Below are 18,005 nucleotides of genomic sequence, written 5' to 3'. Positions count from 1 at the left end.
TAGTGAAAAATTTGCAATAAACCTTGATTTTTTGTGTTAAATGCAATTTCCGGAATTTCAATTTGCATTTATATTTGAAATGCTCCTTATTTTGAATGAAGAAAGAAATTTCCTTTCAATCGAAACAAATGCCTTTTCTTGTTATTATTTTAGTGTTATATTTGAGTAAACCCAACCCAAAATGAAAAATTATCTGCTGTGCTTACTACTTGCCTCTGTTTCAGTTACCGCGCAAAATCTTAAAGATTGTTCTAAATGTTCTTCAGAAATAATCAGCGAGAATACCATTGAAAACTTAGACATTTATGCTTTAAAGCTTTTAAAAAATGAAATTTATGCTCATAAAGGTTATGTTTTTTCTAATCCTGAATATGCTGCATATTTCAAGAACAAATCTTGGTATAAACCGCTAAACAATAACGATGCTATTGAATTTTCTGACATCGAACAGAAGAATATCAGTCTGCTTGCGCAAAAGATCAGCGAAATCTCCCAATATGTCGCAAACGAGCAAAACAGCAAATACAAGACTCTTTCCGAAGAAAAAATTAAAGAGCTATTTACAGCTAAAAAGAAAAAAGAACTGGGAATCAATTTCTCTATCTGGAAAGTTTACGATTATCAAGATAAAACTGGAAACTACTATTTGGTCTTGACAGAAGAAAAAGTCAAAGAGCCAAAAGATGGGAATTACTTCAACAATTCGATCAAGGCTTTTAATTTTAAGGTTGAAAATGATACTTGGACCAAAACATTTGAGACTAATGATTTTAAGAAACCAGAAGAGGAAAGCATCTGGTTTTGGACAAAATATATTTATGTAGAAGATTTTGACAACGACGGAATCATCGAACCGATAATTATTTATGGTACAAATGGATATAATGGTTATGATGATGGAAGGATAAAAATACTGCTCTATTACAAAGGAAAAAAAATCGGACTCAGAATCCAAAATGGAATACTAGACGACCAACGGAATTTCAATGTTGATGCTGAGTTTTACAACCTGCCTAAAAACCTTCAAGACAAAATCGTTTCGCAAATGAACTTGATGGTTGAAAACAATCATTCTATCTTGCCGTACGGCTGGCAGAAAAAGATGGCAAAAAAGATGACTTTCATTGAAGAATAGTCGAAAAATTACAAATAAAAACGCTTTTTAAATTCGTAAAAAGAATAGCCTGAAACCGTATCTTTGCAGGACTATTGTAAGACATAATTGCTAGATAATGAATAAAGCCATTTCGGGATTTTCAAAATTATCCAAAGAAGAAAAAATAAGCTGGATTGCTAAAGAATATTTTTCGAATCCAGATGAAGCCATTGCTATCTTAAAGAATTATTGGAATTCTGATGCCAAGCTCCAAAAACTGCACGATGATTTTATCGAAAATACCATAACTAACTTTTACCTTCCGTTAGGAATTGCTCCCAACTTTTTAATCAACGGAAAATTCTACACGGTTCCGATGGCTATCGAAGAAAGTTCGGTAGTTGCAGCAGCGGCAAAAGCAGCAAAGTTTTGGTCTGAAAGAGGCGGCTTCAAAGCAACAGTCTTGAATACTGAAAAAATCGGCCAAGTCCATTTTATGTATACAGGAGAAACTTCAAAACTAGAACGATTCTTTGAAGAAAAGAAAAACAAGTTTTTTGAAGAAACAGAAAGCATCACCAAAAATATGCAAAAACGCGGTGGAGGAATTTTAGACATTATTCTAAAAGACAAAACCGATTTGCTTCCGAATTATTTTCAACTTCATGCCTCTTTTGAGACAAAAGATTCCATGGGTGCGAATTTTATAAATTCCTGCTTGGAACAGTTTGCAAAAACATTACAGCAAGAAGCCCAATCCTTCGAATTATTTTCTTCAGAAGAAAAAAACATTCAAGTCGTGATGAGCATTTTGTCGAATTATGTTCCTAATTGCATCGTCAGAGCCGAAGTTTCTTGTAAGGTGGAGGAATTAAATGAAAATAAAAACATTGATCCACAAAATTTTGCTGAAAAATTTGTCAGGGCGGTCCAAATTGCAGAAGTCGAGCCCTACAGGGCGGTAACCCATAACAAGGGAATCATGAACGGAATTGACGCTGTTGTTTTGGCGACCGGAAATGATTTTCGTGCTGTAGAAGCTGGAATTCATGCCTATGCTTCTAAATCTGGACGCTATCAAAGTCTTTCGCATGCTAAAATTGAAAATGGTATGTTTTATTTCTGGATGGAAATTCCGTTGGCTTTAGGAACAGTTGGCGGCTTGACATCATTGCATCCTTTAGTAAAACTAGCCTTAGAGATGCTTGAGAAACCTTCTGCTCAAGAATTAATGCAGATTGTAGCTGTTGCCGGTCTGGCGCAGAACTTTGCTGCATTGCGCTCCTTGACAACGACAGGGATACAAGAAGGCCATATGAAAATGCACTTGGGGAATATCATCAACCAACTTGAAGCAACAGATGAAGAAAGAGTCTTAATCGTAGATTATTTCCAGCATAATCCAGTTTCTCATGCTGCGGTCGTAGAATATTTTAGCGATTTGAGAAAAGTTAAATCTTGATTACTTGAAAAAAACATTTTACAGCAACGGAAAACTACTTATCACAGGTGAATATGTCGTTTTAGATGGCGCAAAAGCATTGGCATTGCCGACAAAGTTCGGGCAAAATCTTATTATTGAAAGCGGCAAGAACAAGCAAATTGAATGGAAAAGCTTTGACAAGGATGGCAGTATCTGGTTTGAAGATTCTATCCCTTTTGAAAGTATTCTAAAAAAAGAATCCTTTCTTTCAGACAAGATCAAAAATACATTAGTCGAAATCTTGCATGAAGCCTATCTTCTAAACCCTAAATTTATAGAAGAATCCGAAGGCTATAATATTACAACCGAACTGACTTTTCCTAAATTTTGGGGTCTCGGCACCTCTTCGACTTTAATAAACAATATAGCACAGTGGCTCAACATTGATGCTTTTGAACTGTTACGCACGAGTTTTGGAGGAAGCGGCTATGATATTGCATGCGCCCAAAAAGATGTCCCTATCTTGTATCAACTAGAAAATGGCAAGCCTACAATCCACAAGGTATCTTTTAATCCTGAATTTACCGGCAACCTCTATTTTGTATATCTAAATAAAAAACAGAGCAGCAAGGCCGCAATCGCGTCATATTATAGCAAGCAGAATAACATATCCGAAGTCGTCAAAAAAATCGACAAGATTACTGAAGCTGTTTTAGGCGCCGATAACCTAAAATCTTTCGCCTACCAAATCGAAAAACATGAAATGATCATGAGCGATGTTTTGGAAATGCAAACCATACAAGAAGCTTATTTTAGCGATTTCAAAGGCGTCGTAAAAAGCCTCGGAGCATGGGGAGGCGATTTTGTCATGGCCATTTCGAAAGAAAATCCCGCGGCTTATTTCAAAGAAAAAGGATTTCCGACACTTCTTACCTTTGATGAAATGATCTTAAAATAAAAAATCCCGACCAGATAGTCGGGATTTTTTATTTCTATTATGTTTGATTCTTAGAATCCAAAATCAAGTCTGTTGTCTTCGATATCTGCTTTCTCTTTTAAAGCAGGAACGATTCTTCCAGCTGCAGCAGCGCTTTGTGCTTTAAGTCTTGCTGTGTAAATATCGAAGTTTTTAATAGCTGGTGCTTTTGCAACACTTTTAGTTTTCAATTTGAAAACTCCAGATCTACCTTCGATCAATTCAGATACTTTGTTAGGAGCCGTTGCGAATGCAGTACCTACAACTCTTGGCTCAGATCCGAATCCCATAAGGTTTGGACTTTGCAAAGTAAGGTCTGTTGCAGAAGCGACAGCAACTTTAGCCGCTTTAGCAGCTTCTTCTAACGTAGCACCTTTCATGATTGCTTTTATCTTTTCAGTCTTTTTCTCATTTTTCAAGATTGGCTCAACCATTGGTTTTGCATCAGAGATTGGCATCAATCCTTCTTTATTGACTTTTTTAAGTTTTACGATCAAGTTTCCGTTTGGAACATTGAATCTTTTCACATCACCTTCTGAAGTCTTTTTATCGTAAGCCCATCGTACTACTTGTCTTTGGTTTGTAAAGCTTCCAAAGTTTTCATCTAGTGCTTTTACGTTTGCTGATGGCATTACAGTCAATCCAAGAGATTTAGCTACAGTAGCGAAATCTTTTTCAGAAGCCTCCATTTCAAACTTAGTTGCTTTTCTGAAGATATCATCGCTAGTTGTTTCAGATGGCTCGATTCTTTGCGCGATAGTTGCCAAACGAATAGCATCTTGCCTATCGATTACTTTAATAATGTGGTAACCGAATTCTGTTTCAACAAGACCCACTTTTCCAATAGGGCTGTTAAATACGAAATCGTTGAAAGGTTTTACCATTTGTCCAGGAGTCATATCGTATTCTCCTCTAGTTTGAGCAGAACCTGGATCATCAGAGTTTCCAGCAACTAAAGATTCTAAAATAGCTGGATTTGCTTGAACTTGTTTGAAAAGATCGTCAGCTTTCGCTTTAGCTTCTTCTTTAGTTCTAGTTATAGCAGGATTAGGAGCTTTACTTCCGGCATAGCTAATCAAGATATGGCTTGCTTTTGCGCTTGCTCCAGCTTTTTTACCTAATGACTTGCTTATAGCATAATATCCGTTAAAGATATAAGGTCCGAAAACCTCGCCTGTCTGCAAGTTGTATAGTTGCTCAGCATATTGAGCTGGAAGATTTTTCTTAGTTACATAAGTAGAGTCAAACTTAACATCAGAATTTGCATCCACAAACTCTTGGTTGTTCGTTACTTCTCTGAAACCTTTAACGGTATCATTTTTTCCAGTCGCTTCATTGAAGACTACTCTAGGAGACAATAATTCCGTAATATTTTTCTTCACTTCTTCTTCGTCTTCCTTAGAAGGCTTGTCTTCAATTACGACGAATTGCAATTCGCGTGTTTCGTCAGCTTTGAATTTCTTCTCGTTTTTTCTCATGTACGCTACAATCTCGTCATCAGAAACTGGAACTTCACTGTCTTTTATGTTTGAAAAAGGAAAAGCAACATAGTCAAAAGTAACTTTGTCAGATTCCATTTCATATTGCAATTTTCCTTCAGCCTCAGTAGCTACCAAACCAGCTCTTAGCATTGTGCTGTAGATTTGGTATTTTGCAGAAAGAGCCGCTTGCGTTTCTCTTTGCTGTAATTGAGGAGCTAGTTCTGGATTGGCTTGGAAAAATTCTTTGAATTTTTGATAATCAAATTGGCCAGCAGCATTTTGGAATTGAGGATTCTGACCAATATCTTGACTTTGTTTAAGAATATCAAGGATTTGGTTCTCACCTACTCTGATTCCTAATTTCTCAAATTGCTCTGTAAGCAAAGCTATAGAAACTTCTTGTTCCCAAACGTTGTTTGCTGCTTGAGAAGCCGTGATTCCTTGACCGCCTTTTTCAACTGCATCGACTTTACTTCTAAAATCTTCAAATGAAATATCTTCTCCGTTGATACTTCCAACGTATTTTGAAGTTTGCTTGAAACCACCGCTATTGATAAGGTCGCCTACAACAAATGCTAATAAGCAAAAACCAATAACAAATATAAGAAGCAATGATCGTTGTCTAATTTTTGATAAAACTGCCATTTTTTTATTGTTAATTTTTAAATTCAGAGGGCGAAAATACAATTATCTATTTAATAATAAAAGGAGTAAACCTATATTTTCTGATAAAGATGAAGTTTTTTTTGAATGTGATGCGGAAGATTCGCAAAAAGCCTAGAAAATAAGGAAACTACTGTTGCCTGTTTTTATTTTGGTCTTCATATTTCTTTGCAAATCTTCTGCGAAAGAAAAACATGAAAAGCGCGATTGCCGCAAAGAAAAAACTAAGCCAAGGACTTCTTTCTGCAGAATTTAACTGCATAAAGCCGTCTACTGCGAAAAGAACAGCAGCCACTAGATAAAAATACTGTATGTATTTAAGATATACCATTATAATGTAATTTGAAATTTAGAATTCATCTGCTTGTCCTTCTCCAAAGAAGACCTGCCCATTTATATCTTTAAAATCACGGCTGGCATCGAATCCTTTGGTATAAAATTCATTTCCAGGACCTAACGTAAGCTTGCATTTTTTTTCTGTAAAAAACCACTCCCTTTTCTGGTCATAATAGAGCTGGGTGGTTTCGAGTATTTTGCCGTCTTCGGAAGTAATTTTCACATTCCCTTGTAGGTCGATAATATCGGTACCCTTATAAGTAATGGCATAATCAGAAGATACGAAGCTCTTTTTTTGATTGTTGTCGTAAAGCGTGACGTCAATTCCTTTAGGAAATTCTGTATATGGAAAAGAGGCATTGGAGAAATCAAGCATTTTAGGGCTCACCAAAATAGCTTTTATTTTTCCAGAATCTGTATATTTCAGGTTTACGGTATCTGCTTCTCCTATAGGTGCAAAAGTGGAAACATTGATTTTCTGGACATCCTTGAAATTGCTTTCGCATGAAAACAGGATCCCAAAAACTGCAATAAAAATAGCATTGAGCAATATCTTTTTCGTAGAAATCATATTATAATTTTGGGATGCTCACTGTTTCGCCAATCCAGCATTTAAAGGATATCTGTTCTCCAGATTTTCTTTTTGCTTGGGAAATTTCCTCTTTTGACGGTGCTTTTTTAGTGTAGTTTGCAGCAAGATCGTCGGCAGATTTTTTCAAGATCGGCTCTACTGTCCCTGCTTTTTTAGCTGTTTCGGCAGCAAGCCAATAAAGCGCTTTGCTTTCGAATGCATTATCGCTTACGCATTCTTTCATGCTATTGGCATATAACTGAGAAATAAAAATATATGATTTCCCGAATGCAGGTTTTACTTCTAAAGCTTTTTTAGCAAATTCTCTTGCTTTTACTTTATCGCCATAGCCATACGTCGTTGCTACCAGATAGTACAACTCCGCTTTTTTATTGATGTCGGTCTGCAATTCTGCCGATTTAGTAAAATGTTCGATGGTCTGAGGCTTATTTTTTGCGTTTCTGGAAATGATTCCCATGTTGTAAGCTGCTTTAGCCGACGGGCTCAACGCGTATAGTTTTTCAGAAACCTTAATATAGAAATCCGACTTGCATTTTTTAGCATCCAGTCTATCGGAAACTCTTTCGAGCCACAAAGCATTTTCAGCATTTTTGTCGAAATTCTTTTGGTAAAAAGGCACTAGGATTTCGCAATTTGCTAGCTTATCAGTTCTTGCACTCAAGTTTTCCATAACCAGAGTCAATTCATTGGCGCTTACTTTGGCATTCTGCAAGTTGCTTTGTTCTTGAGAGGTCAATTTTTCTGTCTGTGCTTTTAACGACAGATTCTCTTTTACCAAACTTGATTTTTTCAATTCGGATTGTGCCTTTTCTGAAATCTCGTCTAATTTCTCCAAAACCTGCTCTAAAGTAAGTTCTGTTTCTTTTTTCTGGTATTGCGAAACAAGCAATTCAGAATAGATATTCAGTACGTTTGGATTGGTAAATTCAGAATTATCCATCTTGAAAGCCTTATCCAAAAAGGCGAAAATCTCTTTTGAACTTCCCGTCTTATTATCGTAAAGCAGAAGGGCTTTACTAATTCTATTCCCTTTTTTATTGTTTGGAAAAGCCTTGTCGTGTTCATCATAAACACTCATAAGGTCCGAAATCATCGGATTTTTCTCTTCAGCAGTATTTGCCTGATCGATTTTCTGGTTAAGAATTTTTTCTCCTATCAGATAAACCGATTCGCTTTCGGTTGGGCATTGCTGCTTTAATTCCTTCCAGCGGCTGTATAGTGTCTGGTCATAACTGTTTGACTGAACAAATTCTTCAAATGCAACAATCTTGTTTTTGCATTCTGAATTCTGTGCTATTGCCGCAAAACTGAAACCCAGTAGTGCAAAAACAAAGGCAAAAGACCTATTACTGCTTGAGATTTTTTTATTCATACTTTCTTTTTACAAACCATCTATCATTCAGAGATAAGCTTACAAATATGTTGGCATATGTTTCTTTAATAAGGCCTGCATGAGTTGTTCCTCTTCTGCCGTATTCAAATCCAACATTAAGGTTTGAGATTGATCCGCCAACTGGCAGCCCAAGTCCCATTGTCATTCCGTAATCTTTGATCGAAGTATCGCCTACGACCAATCCTGTATTTTCATATCGAAGACCTGCTCTATAAGTAACTCTTTTCCAATAGCTGGTAAAAGAATCATAGTCTGGGATGAAATAGCCACCGATGCTGAATTTCTTAGCATCTTCATAACTAACGTTCGTTATGTCGTTATAGCGGTTTCCGAATTTACTGCTTTCTTGAAGCGTAACTTCCGCTCCAACAAACCAGTTCGTCTTTTTCCCAAAACCAGCGCCAAAGGCAAGCTTGCTTGGCAATTTCAGATCCGAATCTGCAACAACAATATCTTTTTCTTCTACTACAATTTCTGAGCCTCCAGTACCGGCCAACGTAGCAATTTTTCTTTCATTCTCTGACTTAAGATTGCCTTGCGGGCTATAGGTCACACTAGAAACAAAATCATATTTCTTGATTTTTGTTGCAAATACCAATCCGGCATTCATACTAAAGCCACTTAAATCAGACGTATTCATTTCACGAGTTCCGTATTGAACATTCTGAGAAAGAAGGCTTTTGGTTTCTATATTTCCGAAATTATAGCTAAAATCAACTCCAAGGCTAAATTTAGATGTCAATTGATATCCTGCTCCTAAAAAAACTTTATTCAAACCTCCTTTTCCGCTGTATGCCCTATTCGGACCGTCTTCTTGATCTGAAAATGAGTTTATTTTATATCCAACAGAGGTATAAGGCATCAATCCGAATCCGAAACCTAATTTCCCTGTAGGAAATGCCACTGCCAAATAATCAATCGTTGTTCTTTGAGTATCACCTTTTGCACTGCTCGTTCTAAGATTCGTCATATTATGACTTCCACCCACCGTAAAACTAGTCAATTTTAAAGAAGCAAACGTAGCAGGATTCTGAAGATTCATGTGAATACTGTCAGGCAAAATCCCTAAGCCTCCCATCGACCTATTTTCGGTTGTACCTTTAAACCTTGCATCTCCAATTCCATAAAATGAATACGGCGATGCTGATCCTTCTTGTGCTACAGAGGCTAACGAAAAAAGTAAACTAAGGCTTACTATAATTTTTTTAATCATTTTTGATTTTGTATTGAAATAAATGGCTCAAGCTCTCTAAAAGAAAATTTGAATTGGCAAATATGGTATTTTTTAATCGTTTAGCCAAAAAATCTGTGTCACCGCCCGTTAAAATTATCGTAAATTTTGAATAATACTGTTTATAGTCATTTATAAAGCCGTCTATTTCATTAACCGCTCCATTTACAACTCCGGAGTGGATAGATTCGCTGGTCGAATTCCCTATAATATTTTTAGGGCTTCCTAGCTCTAATAACGGCAGTTTTGCTGTAAAATTATGTAATGCTTCATACCTTAAGCGCAGTCCTGGCGAAATGGCTCCTCCAAGATAATTATCTTCTTGATCAACGAAATCATAGGTTATGCAAGTACCCGCATCGATGATCAGTCGATGCTGTTTGGGAAACTGCAATACAGCTCCTGATGCCAAAACCATCCTATCGATTCCAAGAGTTTTAGGCGTTTCGTACAAATTTGTGAAAGGAAAATGATTCTCATGAGAAATAAAATGAATTTTTACTCTTTCGTCAAAGCTAGAAAAATCGTTTTTTTCGAGATCTCCGACAGAAGCAACAGCCAAATGCGCCACTTTTGGAAATTCTTTTAAAATATTTTCAATATTTTTTTTAAAATTTTTTTTGAGAAAAACGAAATGCCCCAAAAGAGTATTGTTCTCAAAGACAGCACCTTTAATTCGAGTATTCCCAACATCAATTGCTAAAAGCATATCTATTTATTTGTTTTGGCGAAGTTACGAATTGATTTTTTTTAAAATTTGTTTTGGATAAATTAAAAATCGTTCTATATTTGCACCCGCATTAGCAACGGTACCTTAGCTCAGTTGGTAGAGCAATGGACTGAAAATCCATGTGTCCCTGGTTCGATTCCTGGAGGTACCACAACAACCCTTGATTCATACGATTCAAGGGTTTTTTGTTTTTAAAAGTTTGGGCAATAACTTCTTTTCGACAGCCGTCCCTAGAAAAACTTTATAAATTCTTCCTATTGAAATGCACTGTTTAGGTCGATTCTGAATCAAGCAAATCAAAATTCAGAACACAGAAAGAATGTTTCAGAACATTTTTAGCTAAAGGCTTCTTGAAACTCCTACATTTGATCTTACACAAAACAAACCCCATTCTTATGAAAATAAGAATTATATTGTATCTTATTTTAGTAAAAGGTGAGAATTTATTTTAGTTTTTTTCTGTTTTTTCTACATTTTTTTTGTTTTGGTCAAGATTCCTTTCAAGCTTTGAAAAAGGATCTCGAGCAAAGAATGTTGTATTCAGATTTCAAAACTGCTTTGGACCTCATCAACAAAAACAGGGAGCGCTATACTGATAGTGAAAAAGCTGATTTGGATGTAATGAAGACCAAGATTCTTACTGAGTTTGGACTTTATGATGAAGCTTTCAAGCTATCTCAAAATCTTATTTCTAATCCTAAACTTACGGCGGAACAAAAACTGAAAATCCATGTAGAAAGGGCACTTATTTTTGAGATTAATGATGATGCCAAATCCTGCCTGCAAGAATTGGAAAAAGCGGCGAACATTTTTCTGGTCAACCCTGAACTTAAGCTAAAAAACTACACTAATTTCTTGATTCGGAAATCTTCGTATTACAGAGTCAACGGTTTTTCTAAAAAAGCTTACGATTTGGCAAATGAAGCAAAAGAATATGCGGAATCTGTAAACGATCAAGTGAATATGCCTGTGGTAGAATTAATTTTAGGACTTGGAAACAGAAAGACTAATCTGCAAAAAGAGCTCCAACATTACCAGCGTGCGCTTTATCTGTACAAAAATCTAAATCACAATGAAGCCATTATATCGATGTATCATAATTTGAGTTTTTTCTATTTCTCGGAGAAAGACTACAGATTGTCCAATATTTATATCGATTCTGCACTCGCTATGGCATCGAAATCGAATGTCTTGAATTATAAAGCTGATATTTTCCAGATGAAAAGCGATATTATGGAAAAACAAAATAAGTCGGATTCTGCTTTATATTATTACAAAACAGCATCAGAAATTTACAAGGAATTCAATAATGAACAGCGAGACCTGAAAGTAAAAGAACTCGGATTACAATATAATTTTGAAAAAGAACGGTCTGAAAAAAAACAACTGCAAAAAAACATCAGCAACACCCGAAGATTCACTATCAGCTTACTTATACTACTTTTTGGGCTACTTTTCTTCCTTTGGATGCAAAACAAATACCGGAAAAAAATAGAAAATCAGAGGAAGAAAATTACCCAAAAGAATGAGGCATTACAGAAAAATCTGGAAGAAAAACAATTTCTTGTACAAGAACTCAATCATCGCGTAAAAAACAACCTCGCCGTGATTCTCAGTCTTATCGGATTTCAGAAAGATCAAGCCGACAACGAAGATTATAAAAAACGATTTGACGAACTTTATCAGCGTATCAAAACCATTACGATTGCTCACGAGCTGTATTCGTACAATGTCAATCACAATGACGATTCGTATATCGAGATCAAAAGATATACCCGCAAAATTTTTGAAACCCATTTTTCAAGCGGTAATCGTAACTTTAGTTATGACATAGACATGAATGATATTCAACTAAAAGTAGATAAAACATTACCTTTAGGATTAATTATCAATGAATTGATTACCAATTCGATCAAACACGCAAAGCCAGAATCTGACCTGCTTTCACTTTTTTTCAAACTGGAAAAAACAGAAAAAGGCGAAATTGTGATGGATTACAATGACAACGGAACAGAATTTAGTTTTGATATTAAAAATGATTCGCTTGGAATTTTTATTATCGAAGGTATGGTAAAACAACTAAAAGGTAGCTATACTAGGGAAAAAGCTAATTATAAAATCGTATTTCCAAATGACTGAGCATAAAAGCAGGATATTGATTGTAGAGGACGAAGTTTTAATTGCTTTTTCGCTAAAGAAAATGCTGGATCCCTTTTTCTCAACTGAGATTGCCAACGATTATGAAGAAGCGCGGATCCTGTTATCTCACAAAGTATTCGATCTCGTCTTAATTGATATTTCTCTTTCGGGAGAAAAAACAGGTCTTGATCTGGCCAATTTCATTAATACTACCCTATCGCTTCCTTTTATTTTTACAACCGCATTGACAGATCCCAGCACTTTGGAGAAAGTGACAAACCTGAAGCCGGCAGCTTATCTTTCCAAGCCTGTAGAAAGTGTCAACTTAATTACAGCCATCAATCTGGCATTGGCCAATCAGGATGCGATTATTAAAATTGAAATCGGGAAGCAGATCTACTATTTTCAGTCGAAAGATTTCCTTTTTGCGCAAGCCGACCATATCTATGTGGAAATATATTTGAAATCAGGCAAAGACCAAGTTTTGAGAACAACCCTGTCGTATCTGGAAAATGTCTTTCCTCCCAAATATTTCAAAAGAATCAACAGAAGCGTTGCCGTGAACCCATATCATGTTTCAAAGGTCATAAATGATAAATTGTTTATTGAGGACAAGGTTTTCAAAATCTCCAAAAATTTCTGATTAGTTTCAGAACAAAAAGAAGGGGTTTCAGAACATTTTTTCAAGTGATTGTATTGGTTGGGTCTAAATTTAGACTCGAAAACAACACAATACATTATGAAAAATACAGATTCTTTAACATTTGGGGCTATTTCTTTTAAAGCTTCTCACAACTCCTATCAGCGCAATGAGACCATTTCTGAGCAATTGGATTTTGACCCAACTGCCCCTTACCAAAGCGGCTGTATGGCCATAGAACTTGATATCATCAGACAATCCAAAGATTATAAAGATGGTGAAATCACTAGTGGGTATTTTAAAGTATCTCATACGTTAGGAGCATCGGCCGCTTCTCATCTTGACGAATGGCTAGGTTATATATTTGGCTGGCACAATAGCAACCCAAATCATTTGCCGATTGTAGTGTATATAGATATAAAAAGCGAAAAAGACGGCTATTTGCATTTTGGAGATCGAATTGACCAGTATTTGACTAAATATTTTGACAAATCGATTATCTATACGCCGGGAATGTTGTATGCATCTCAACCAAAAACGGAAAGCGACACCTATAACGACCTATGTTCGTTTGTGGTTGAGAAAGGCTGGCCGCAGATTGACCAAATGCGCGGAAAAGTTATCTTCTGTTTAACTGGCAATCCCGATTGGAAAAGGGAGTATGCTGATGCTGCCGATCTGCTCACCAAAAGACTTTGTTTTAGTGATAATGGCTCGGAAGAAGAAAATCCCCCTGAAAAAGGCAATAGGGTATTTTTCAACTTCGATACTAAAAAGAAAGACAAGTGGCAGGATATAGTCAAGAAATACAGTAAGAAAAACTTAATTACCCGAGTATACGAAGTAAACGATGCAGACCTTTGGGAAAAAGCGCTGAATTCCACTTTTAGTGCCATTGCAACAAATAAAATCCGAAACAACAAATGGGCATACGTGAGCAATGAAGGTCAGCCTTACGTTAAAAAAATGATTGATTTGCCACCGTTGCCTCCCTCCGAATTTAAGTCGATGAAGAATATTGCCAACAATGAGTACAGAACCGATCATGCGACAAAAATGACAAAAAATTACGACAGCTCAACTTGCAAGTTCGAATTTGAAAGCCAATATGACGGACCTACTATTTTTGCCATTAAAAACACCAAAAACAAAAAGTATTTCTCTGATCATATTACCACTATGCAGAGTGAAGTCAAGAGCATTAACCAAAAATGGAAATTGATTAAAATTGAAGGTAAGGAAAACCAATACTATATTCAGAATCTTGGTAATCTTAAATATATGACCAAGAGAGCCTCTCAATTATCAGAAAATAATGGCAGTAATGAAATTTACGAATTAGTACCGAGATAATCTGTTTTCCATTTAAATTAAAACAGGCCAAAATTCAAATTCTTTATCATGAAAAAACACTACACTTCTATTTTAATAATGCTATTTTTTATCTTTTTTTCAGATAGCCTATATGCACAACAACCTTACTATACAGTACCGGCTACTGGTAATGGAAACTTTAATGTGGGAAACGTTATAGTTTCTGTTACTCGACAAGGAGATGCCGGTACCTTTACTTGTTTTGGAAATCCTTTGCCCTACTTTCAAGGAATTCGTAATAACGGTAAAGTCAGTTATACTTTCAACAAACCTATTGCTGGTGTCAAAATTTACGGTTTTGTTTCTACTGCCGTCAACAATATAATTTCGGTTTCTGTAAATGGAAGTCCTTATGCATTGCAAAACTCCAACTTTTCTGCCTACACAGGAATGTGTGCCTGGGGTTCAGGAGCAATATCGGGAGGCAAGCTCATCAATGGAGATGGGGTACTTACGATTATTCAACCTGGCATTACTGCCATTGAAATTGACAATGCAGGAGGCAATCCAAGTGGCGAATGGATATTCAATGTTGACATTTTACCTCTTCATACCACAGCTAACGCTCCCTGTTTAGGAAGTGCATTAAACTTGGCATCCGATTTCGGAGGACTCACGAGCGGGGTCACTTACAATTGGACGGGGCCGAATGGATTTACTTCAACGCTTCAAAACCCAAGTATCAACAATGCTTCTACTGTTAATGCAGGTACGTATACCGTAACCGCAAGTAATGGTACGATAACCGCTTCTCAAACACAAGAGGTTTATGTCAATCCAATACCGACAGTAAATAATGTTAGTAATCAGACTGTATGTAACAGCAGTATGACTAATGCTGTAAATTTTAGCAGCAATACTACAGGAGTGTTATGTGGCTCAGTACTCGAAGGAGGCACCCTAAACCTAAAAGCTCCTTCAGGTTCTACATTTACCAATGTATTGTTTGCTAGTTATGGAAATCCGACAGGAAACTGCGGCAGTTTTGCTTTAGGATCTTGCCATTCGTCAAGCAGCGTTAGCGTTGTATCTGCAATTGCTTTGGGACAGAATTCTTTTCGTCTTAACGCTACGAATGACAATTTTGGAGATCCTTGTTCCGGTACTCCGAAAAACCTAAAAGTTCAATTGAATTACAGCACTCCGGTTACGTATTCCTGGACAAACAATCAACCTTCAATTGGACTTGCTTCATCCGGAACAGGAAATATTCCTTCTTTTACGGCAACCAATACAACCAATGCACCTATTACGGCTACTATAACGGTTACTCCTAGGTATACCAATTTAGGCACTACTTGTTCAGGAGCGCCTATTACGTTTACAATTACGGTAAATCCTTCTCCTAGAATTTCGGCCCAGCCTTTGTCAAAAACAATCTGTGCAGGAGCCAACACCGCCTTTTCTGCAACAGTTAACAATGCTACAGCTTATCAATGGCAAGTGAATACCGGTTCTGGCTTTACAAATTTGTCTAACACACCTCCTTATTCTGGAACGACAACAGCAACTTTAACCGTTACCGGAGTGACAGCGACCATGAATGGCTATTTGTATCGACTAACTGCAACAGGAAATTGCTCTCCTTCTGCGACATCAAACAATGCTACTTTAACGGTTCCGACTATAAGCTGTACTTTGATTGTAGGTAATGTGACTTGCAATGGAGCATCTACTGGAAGCATAAACCTGACACCATCCGGAGGAACTTCTCCTTACGCCTTCGATTGGGGCGGTGGTATTACTACAGAGGACAGGACAGGTCTTGCCGCCGGAAGTTATACCGTAACCATAACAGATGCTAATGGATGTACTGGTATTGTTTCAGCATCTATTGTAGAACCGACTGCCTTATCTGCGGCGGCGGCGTCACAAAACAATGTAGATTGTAATGGCCATGCCACAGGATCTGCTACGGTAAACGTTACTGGCGGAACTGGCTCCTATTCGTATTCTTGGGATACTACTCCAGTACAAACGACTAGCACAGCGACTGGATTGGCAGCCGGAACTTACGTAGTGACTGTAAGAGATTCCAACAATTGCAGCACGACCCGATCGTTTACAATTACCGAAGAAGCTCCGATAACCGCTCCGACAGGAGACCCTGTCCAAAGTTTTAATGCTGGTGATGATCTGAGCGTTTTAGTCATTAATGGCCAAAACATTAAATGGTATGCTACAGCCGAAACAGCTGCCAATCATACTGATGAATTGCCAATCAATACTGTATTAATAAATGATACGGTATATTATGCCACACAAACAATCAGCAATTGCGAAGCTTCAGCCTCTTTAGCTGTTAGAGCTTTTAATCCTGCTTTGGCTATTGGCGAAAATGTAAAATACAATTTCATATTGTATCCAAACCCAACAAAAGATATTTTGAATTTAATTTCAGAAACTGTTATTGAGAAGGTTATTATATATGATATGAACGGAAGAAAAATAATGGAACAGCGACTCAACGGAGATACTAAAATTGATGTACATTCTTTAGCAAAAGGAGCTTATCTGACTCAGGTTTTTGCAGAAAATAAATTTAAAACCCTTTTATTTATTAAAGATTGACAACCTTAATTTTTTGATTTTTCAAAGTCCTAATAAAACTTCTACCACCTACACTTCACCATTTCCAAAAAACTGGGGAAATATCTTGAAAAGCCTAAGTAATCTTAATACTTAGGCTTTTCATATATGCAATAAATCCCTAATTATTGAAACATTATACATTCAATAATTCTTAAATAAATGTTAAACATTATTTTTAGTTAGGATTCCTTACTAAATTTGTACTGCGATTTTGCAATTAATATTTAAAACAACAACATGAAAAATTTAGCACTCCTACTCATCACTTTATTAAGCTATTATACAGCTAGCGCATGCGACAAATGTGTCAATTACAATAATGAAGATTTTAAAATCAAATCGGCCTCTGTCAAACACGATAAAAAACTGGGCGTAACGATTTGGGAAATAAAAGTGGCTGGCCAAGCTGGCGCTACAACTCCTAAAAAAGCTGGACAACTGAACGGAGCTCCCGTTCTAGGATATGTTTTCCCTACAACATTAAAGTCTACAGATGTTGGATTCAACAAAACAGAAGGCATCGTGGCTTTGGCATTAACTTCACATCCTGATTTTGACGACACTCCTATTTGGGACGAAAACGCAGACGGTATATTCGACAATGACGGTATTATCTGGCATCCGCATTGGGTAATTCTCACAGAAGATAAAAGAGTTCCAGGCGGCTTGTCTGTAAAAGAATTTAAAAAAGAGGACAAGTCGGTCATCCTGCCAAAAACGGCACCTAATATGCCAATGTATATGGACAGCCCTGGATTTAATGTAGTTACAGAAGGAAATTCTATTAAAGTAATTGTTCCAGATTACCGCATAAACAACCAAACTAATTTTAAATTTGATGCTGTAGCCTGTTTTATGGAAGTAAATACTGGCGGAAACAGCGCTCATACAGAAACTGGAGAGAAACCAATGTTAGGCGTTTATAAAGTATATGCTGTAGCCAGCGGAAATTTGTCATTGCCTTACAACGTAAAATAATAACTCTAAAGACACACTTATGAAAGTAGCTGTTTGGGACACTTATGTTACTAAAAAAGACGGAAGCCTCATGCATTTTGACATCTTGGCTCCGAATGAAATTTCAGATTTAGAAACTATATACGATTTTGGAAAAAAGTATCTGAAATCAAAAAACGAGGAAGATTCAACATTGACCTCTAAAGAATGTAACTTTTGTCATATCGAAAAGGCAACAGAAGAAATCGTCACCAGTATCGAACAAAAAGGCTATTTTATAATCGAAATGGAAGGTTGCTAGAAAATTAGCACACGGTTTATTAAGTTTCACATCTAAAATATTGGGTGTGAAACTTTAACCATTTAAGAATCCTAAAAGTTT

The 18,005-nt window shown here is 36.6% G+C and carries 14 protein-coding genes and 1 tRNA gene; 10 read left to right on the top strand and 5 right to left on the bottom strand.

Features of this window, described 5'->3' with window-relative positions:
* Positions 1-181: 181 nt before the first annotated feature.
* The 3 genes from OLM56_RS05680 to OLM56_RS05670 all read left to right on the top strand — a co-directional run bounded on the left by OLM56_RS05680 (position 182) and on the right by OLM56_RS05670 (position 3,477).
* Entirely contained in the window at positions 182-1,135 is a 954-nt protein-coding gene (locus OLM56_RS05680) for a YARHG domain-containing protein (RefSeq protein ID WP_264528631.1), read from the top strand.
* A 97-nt stretch (positions 1,136-1,232) separates the two neighbouring features.
* The gene (locus OLM56_RS05675; RefSeq protein ID WP_264528630.1) at positions 1,233-2,558 is read left to right on the top strand and encodes a hydroxymethylglutaryl-CoA reductase, degradative; all 1,326 of its coding nucleotides are present in this window, start codon (positions 1,233-1,235) and stop codon (positions 2,556-2,558) included.
* Between the two features lie 4 nt (positions 2,559-2,562).
* A complete protein-coding gene (locus OLM56_RS05670) occupies positions 2,563-3,477 on the top strand; it encodes a GYDIA family GHMP kinase (RefSeq protein WP_264528629.1) in 915 nt (304 codons plus the stop codon).
* A 50-nt stretch (positions 3,478-3,527) separates the two neighbouring features.
* Here the strand turns inward: OLM56_RS05670 and OLM56_RS05665 are convergent, their stop codons facing one another.
* From OLM56_RS05665 to OLM56_RS05645, 5 genes are all read right to left on the bottom strand, one after another.
* Positions 3,528-5,621 (bottom strand): SurA N-terminal domain-containing protein, encoded by a 2,094-nt coding sequence (locus OLM56_RS05665; protein WP_264528628.1) that lies wholly within the window; start codon positions 5,619-5,621, stop codon positions 3,528-3,530.
* A gap of 367 nt (positions 5,622-5,988) precedes the next feature.
* Positions 5,989-6,546: an LPS export ABC transporter periplasmic protein LptC gene (lptC, locus tag OLM56_RS05660; protein ID WP_121376063.1), complete on the bottom strand. Its 558-nt coding sequence runs from the start codon at positions 6,544-6,546 to the stop codon at positions 5,989-5,991.
* 1 nt (position 6,547) lies between these two features.
* The gene (locus OLM56_RS05655) at positions 6,548-7,939 is read right to left on the bottom strand and encodes a hypothetical protein (protein WP_264528627.1); all 1,392 of its coding nucleotides are present in this window, start codon (positions 7,937-7,939) and stop codon (positions 6,548-6,550) included.
* Positions 7,932-9,173 (bottom strand): hypothetical protein, encoded by a 1,242-nt coding sequence (locus OLM56_RS05650; RefSeq protein ID WP_121376061.1) that lies wholly within the window; start codon positions 9,171-9,173, stop codon positions 7,932-7,934. Before OLM56_RS05650 ends, OLM56_RS05655 begins: the two co-directional genes overlap by 8 nt.
* A complete protein-coding gene (locus tag OLM56_RS05645) occupies positions 9,166-9,900 on the bottom strand; it encodes a type III pantothenate kinase (RefSeq protein ID WP_264528626.1) in 735 nt (244 codons plus the stop codon). Before OLM56_RS05645 ends, OLM56_RS05650 begins: the two co-directional genes overlap by 8 nt.
* A 99-nt stretch (positions 9,901-9,999) precedes the next feature.
* Between OLM56_RS05645 and OLM56_RS05640 the strand changes: the two genes are divergently transcribed.
* From OLM56_RS05640 to OLM56_RS05610, 7 genes are all read left to right on the top strand, one after another.
* Positions 10,000-10,072, top strand: a tRNA-Phe gene (locus OLM56_RS05640).
* Between the two features lie 356 nt (positions 10,073-10,428).
* Positions 10,429-12,060 carry a sensor histidine kinase gene (locus OLM56_RS05635; RefSeq protein ID WP_264528625.1) on the top strand — a complete coding sequence of 544 codons (1,632 nt, stop codon included), beginning with the start codon at positions 10,429-10,431 and terminating at the stop codon, positions 12,058-12,060.
* The gene (locus tag OLM56_RS05630) at positions 12,053-12,703 is read left to right on the top strand and encodes a response regulator transcription factor (RefSeq protein ID WP_264528624.1); all 651 of its coding nucleotides are present in this window, start codon (positions 12,053-12,055) and stop codon (positions 12,701-12,703) included. The genes OLM56_RS05635 and OLM56_RS05630 overlap by 8 nt, the downstream gene beginning before the upstream one ends.
* 96 nt (positions 12,704-12,799) lie before the next feature.
* A complete protein-coding gene (locus tag OLM56_RS05625; protein WP_264528623.1) occupies positions 12,800-14,053 on the top strand; it encodes a Ca2+-dependent phosphoinositide-specific phospholipase C in 1,254 nt (417 codons plus the stop codon).
* A 48-nt stretch (positions 14,054-14,101) separates the two neighbouring features.
* Entirely contained in the window at positions 14,102-16,645 is a 2,544-nt protein-coding gene (locus tag OLM56_RS05620; protein ID WP_264528622.1) for a T9SS type A sorting domain-containing protein, read from the top strand.
* 258 nt (positions 16,646-16,903) lie between these two features.
* A complete protein-coding gene (locus OLM56_RS05615; protein ID WP_264528621.1) occupies positions 16,904-17,644 on the top strand; it encodes a hypothetical protein in 741 nt (246 codons plus the stop codon).
* Between the two features lie 19 nt (positions 17,645-17,663).
* Positions 17,664-17,924: a DUF2024 family protein gene (locus OLM56_RS05610; RefSeq protein WP_264528620.1), complete on the top strand. Its 261-nt coding sequence runs from the start codon at positions 17,664-17,666 to the stop codon at positions 17,922-17,924.
* Positions 17,925-18,005 lie beyond the last annotated feature (81 nt).

The sequence above is a fragment of the Flavobacterium sp. N2550 genome (assembly GCF_025947265.1).
GTDB classification, from domain to species: domain Bacteria; phylum Bacteroidota; class Bacteroidia; order Flavobacteriales; family Flavobacteriaceae; genus Flavobacterium; species Flavobacterium endophyticum.
This window is presented reverse-complemented; position numbering and strand designations above follow the sequence as displayed.

What these genes read in the sequence shown, in the direction of transcription:
- OLM56_RS05655 (WP_264528627.1), bottom strand. Translation starts at nt 7,939, where the DNA reads ATGAATAAAAAAATCTCAAGCAGTAATAGGTCTTTTGCCTTTGTTTTT.
- OLM56_RS05615 (WP_264528621.1), top strand. Translation starts at nt 16,904, where the DNA reads ATGAAAAATTTAGCACTCCTACTCATCACTTTATTAAGCTATTATACA.
- OLM56_RS05610 (WP_264528620.1), top strand. Translation starts at nt 17,664, where the DNA reads ATGAAAGTAGCTGTTTGGGACACTTATGTTACTAAAAAAGACGGAAGC.
- OLM56_RS05675 (WP_264528630.1), top strand. Translation starts at nt 1,233, where the DNA reads ATGAATAAAGCCATTTCGGGATTTTCAAAATTATCCAAAGAAGAAAAA.
- lptC (WP_121376063.1), bottom strand. Translation starts at nt 6,546, where the DNA reads ATGATTTCTACGAAAAAGATATTGCTCAATGCTATTTTTATTGCAGTT.
- OLM56_RS05650 (WP_121376061.1), bottom strand. Translation starts at nt 9,173, where the DNA reads ATGATTAAAAAAATTATAGTAAGCCTTAGTTTACTTTTTTCGTTAGCC.
- OLM56_RS05620 (WP_264528622.1), top strand. Translation starts at nt 14,102, where the DNA reads ATGAAAAAACACTACACTTCTATTTTAATAATGCTATTTTTTATCTTT.
- OLM56_RS05680 (WP_264528631.1), top strand. Translation starts at nt 182, where the DNA reads ATGAAAAATTATCTGCTGTGCTTACTACTTGCCTCTGTTTCAGTTACC.
- OLM56_RS05645 (WP_264528626.1), bottom strand. Translation starts at nt 9,900, where the DNA reads ATGCTTTTAGCAATTGATGTTGGGAATACTCGAATTAAAGGTGCTGTC.
- OLM56_RS05625 (WP_264528623.1), top strand. Translation starts at nt 12,800, where the DNA reads ATGAAAAATACAGATTCTTTAACATTTGGGGCTATTTCTTTTAAAGCT.
- OLM56_RS05630 (WP_264528624.1), top strand. Translation starts at nt 12,053, where the DNA reads ATGACTGAGCATAAAAGCAGGATATTGATTGTAGAGGACGAAGTTTTA.
- OLM56_RS05665 (WP_264528628.1), bottom strand. Translation starts at nt 5,621, where the DNA reads ATGGCAGTTTTATCAAAAATTAGACAACGATCATTGCTTCTTATATTT.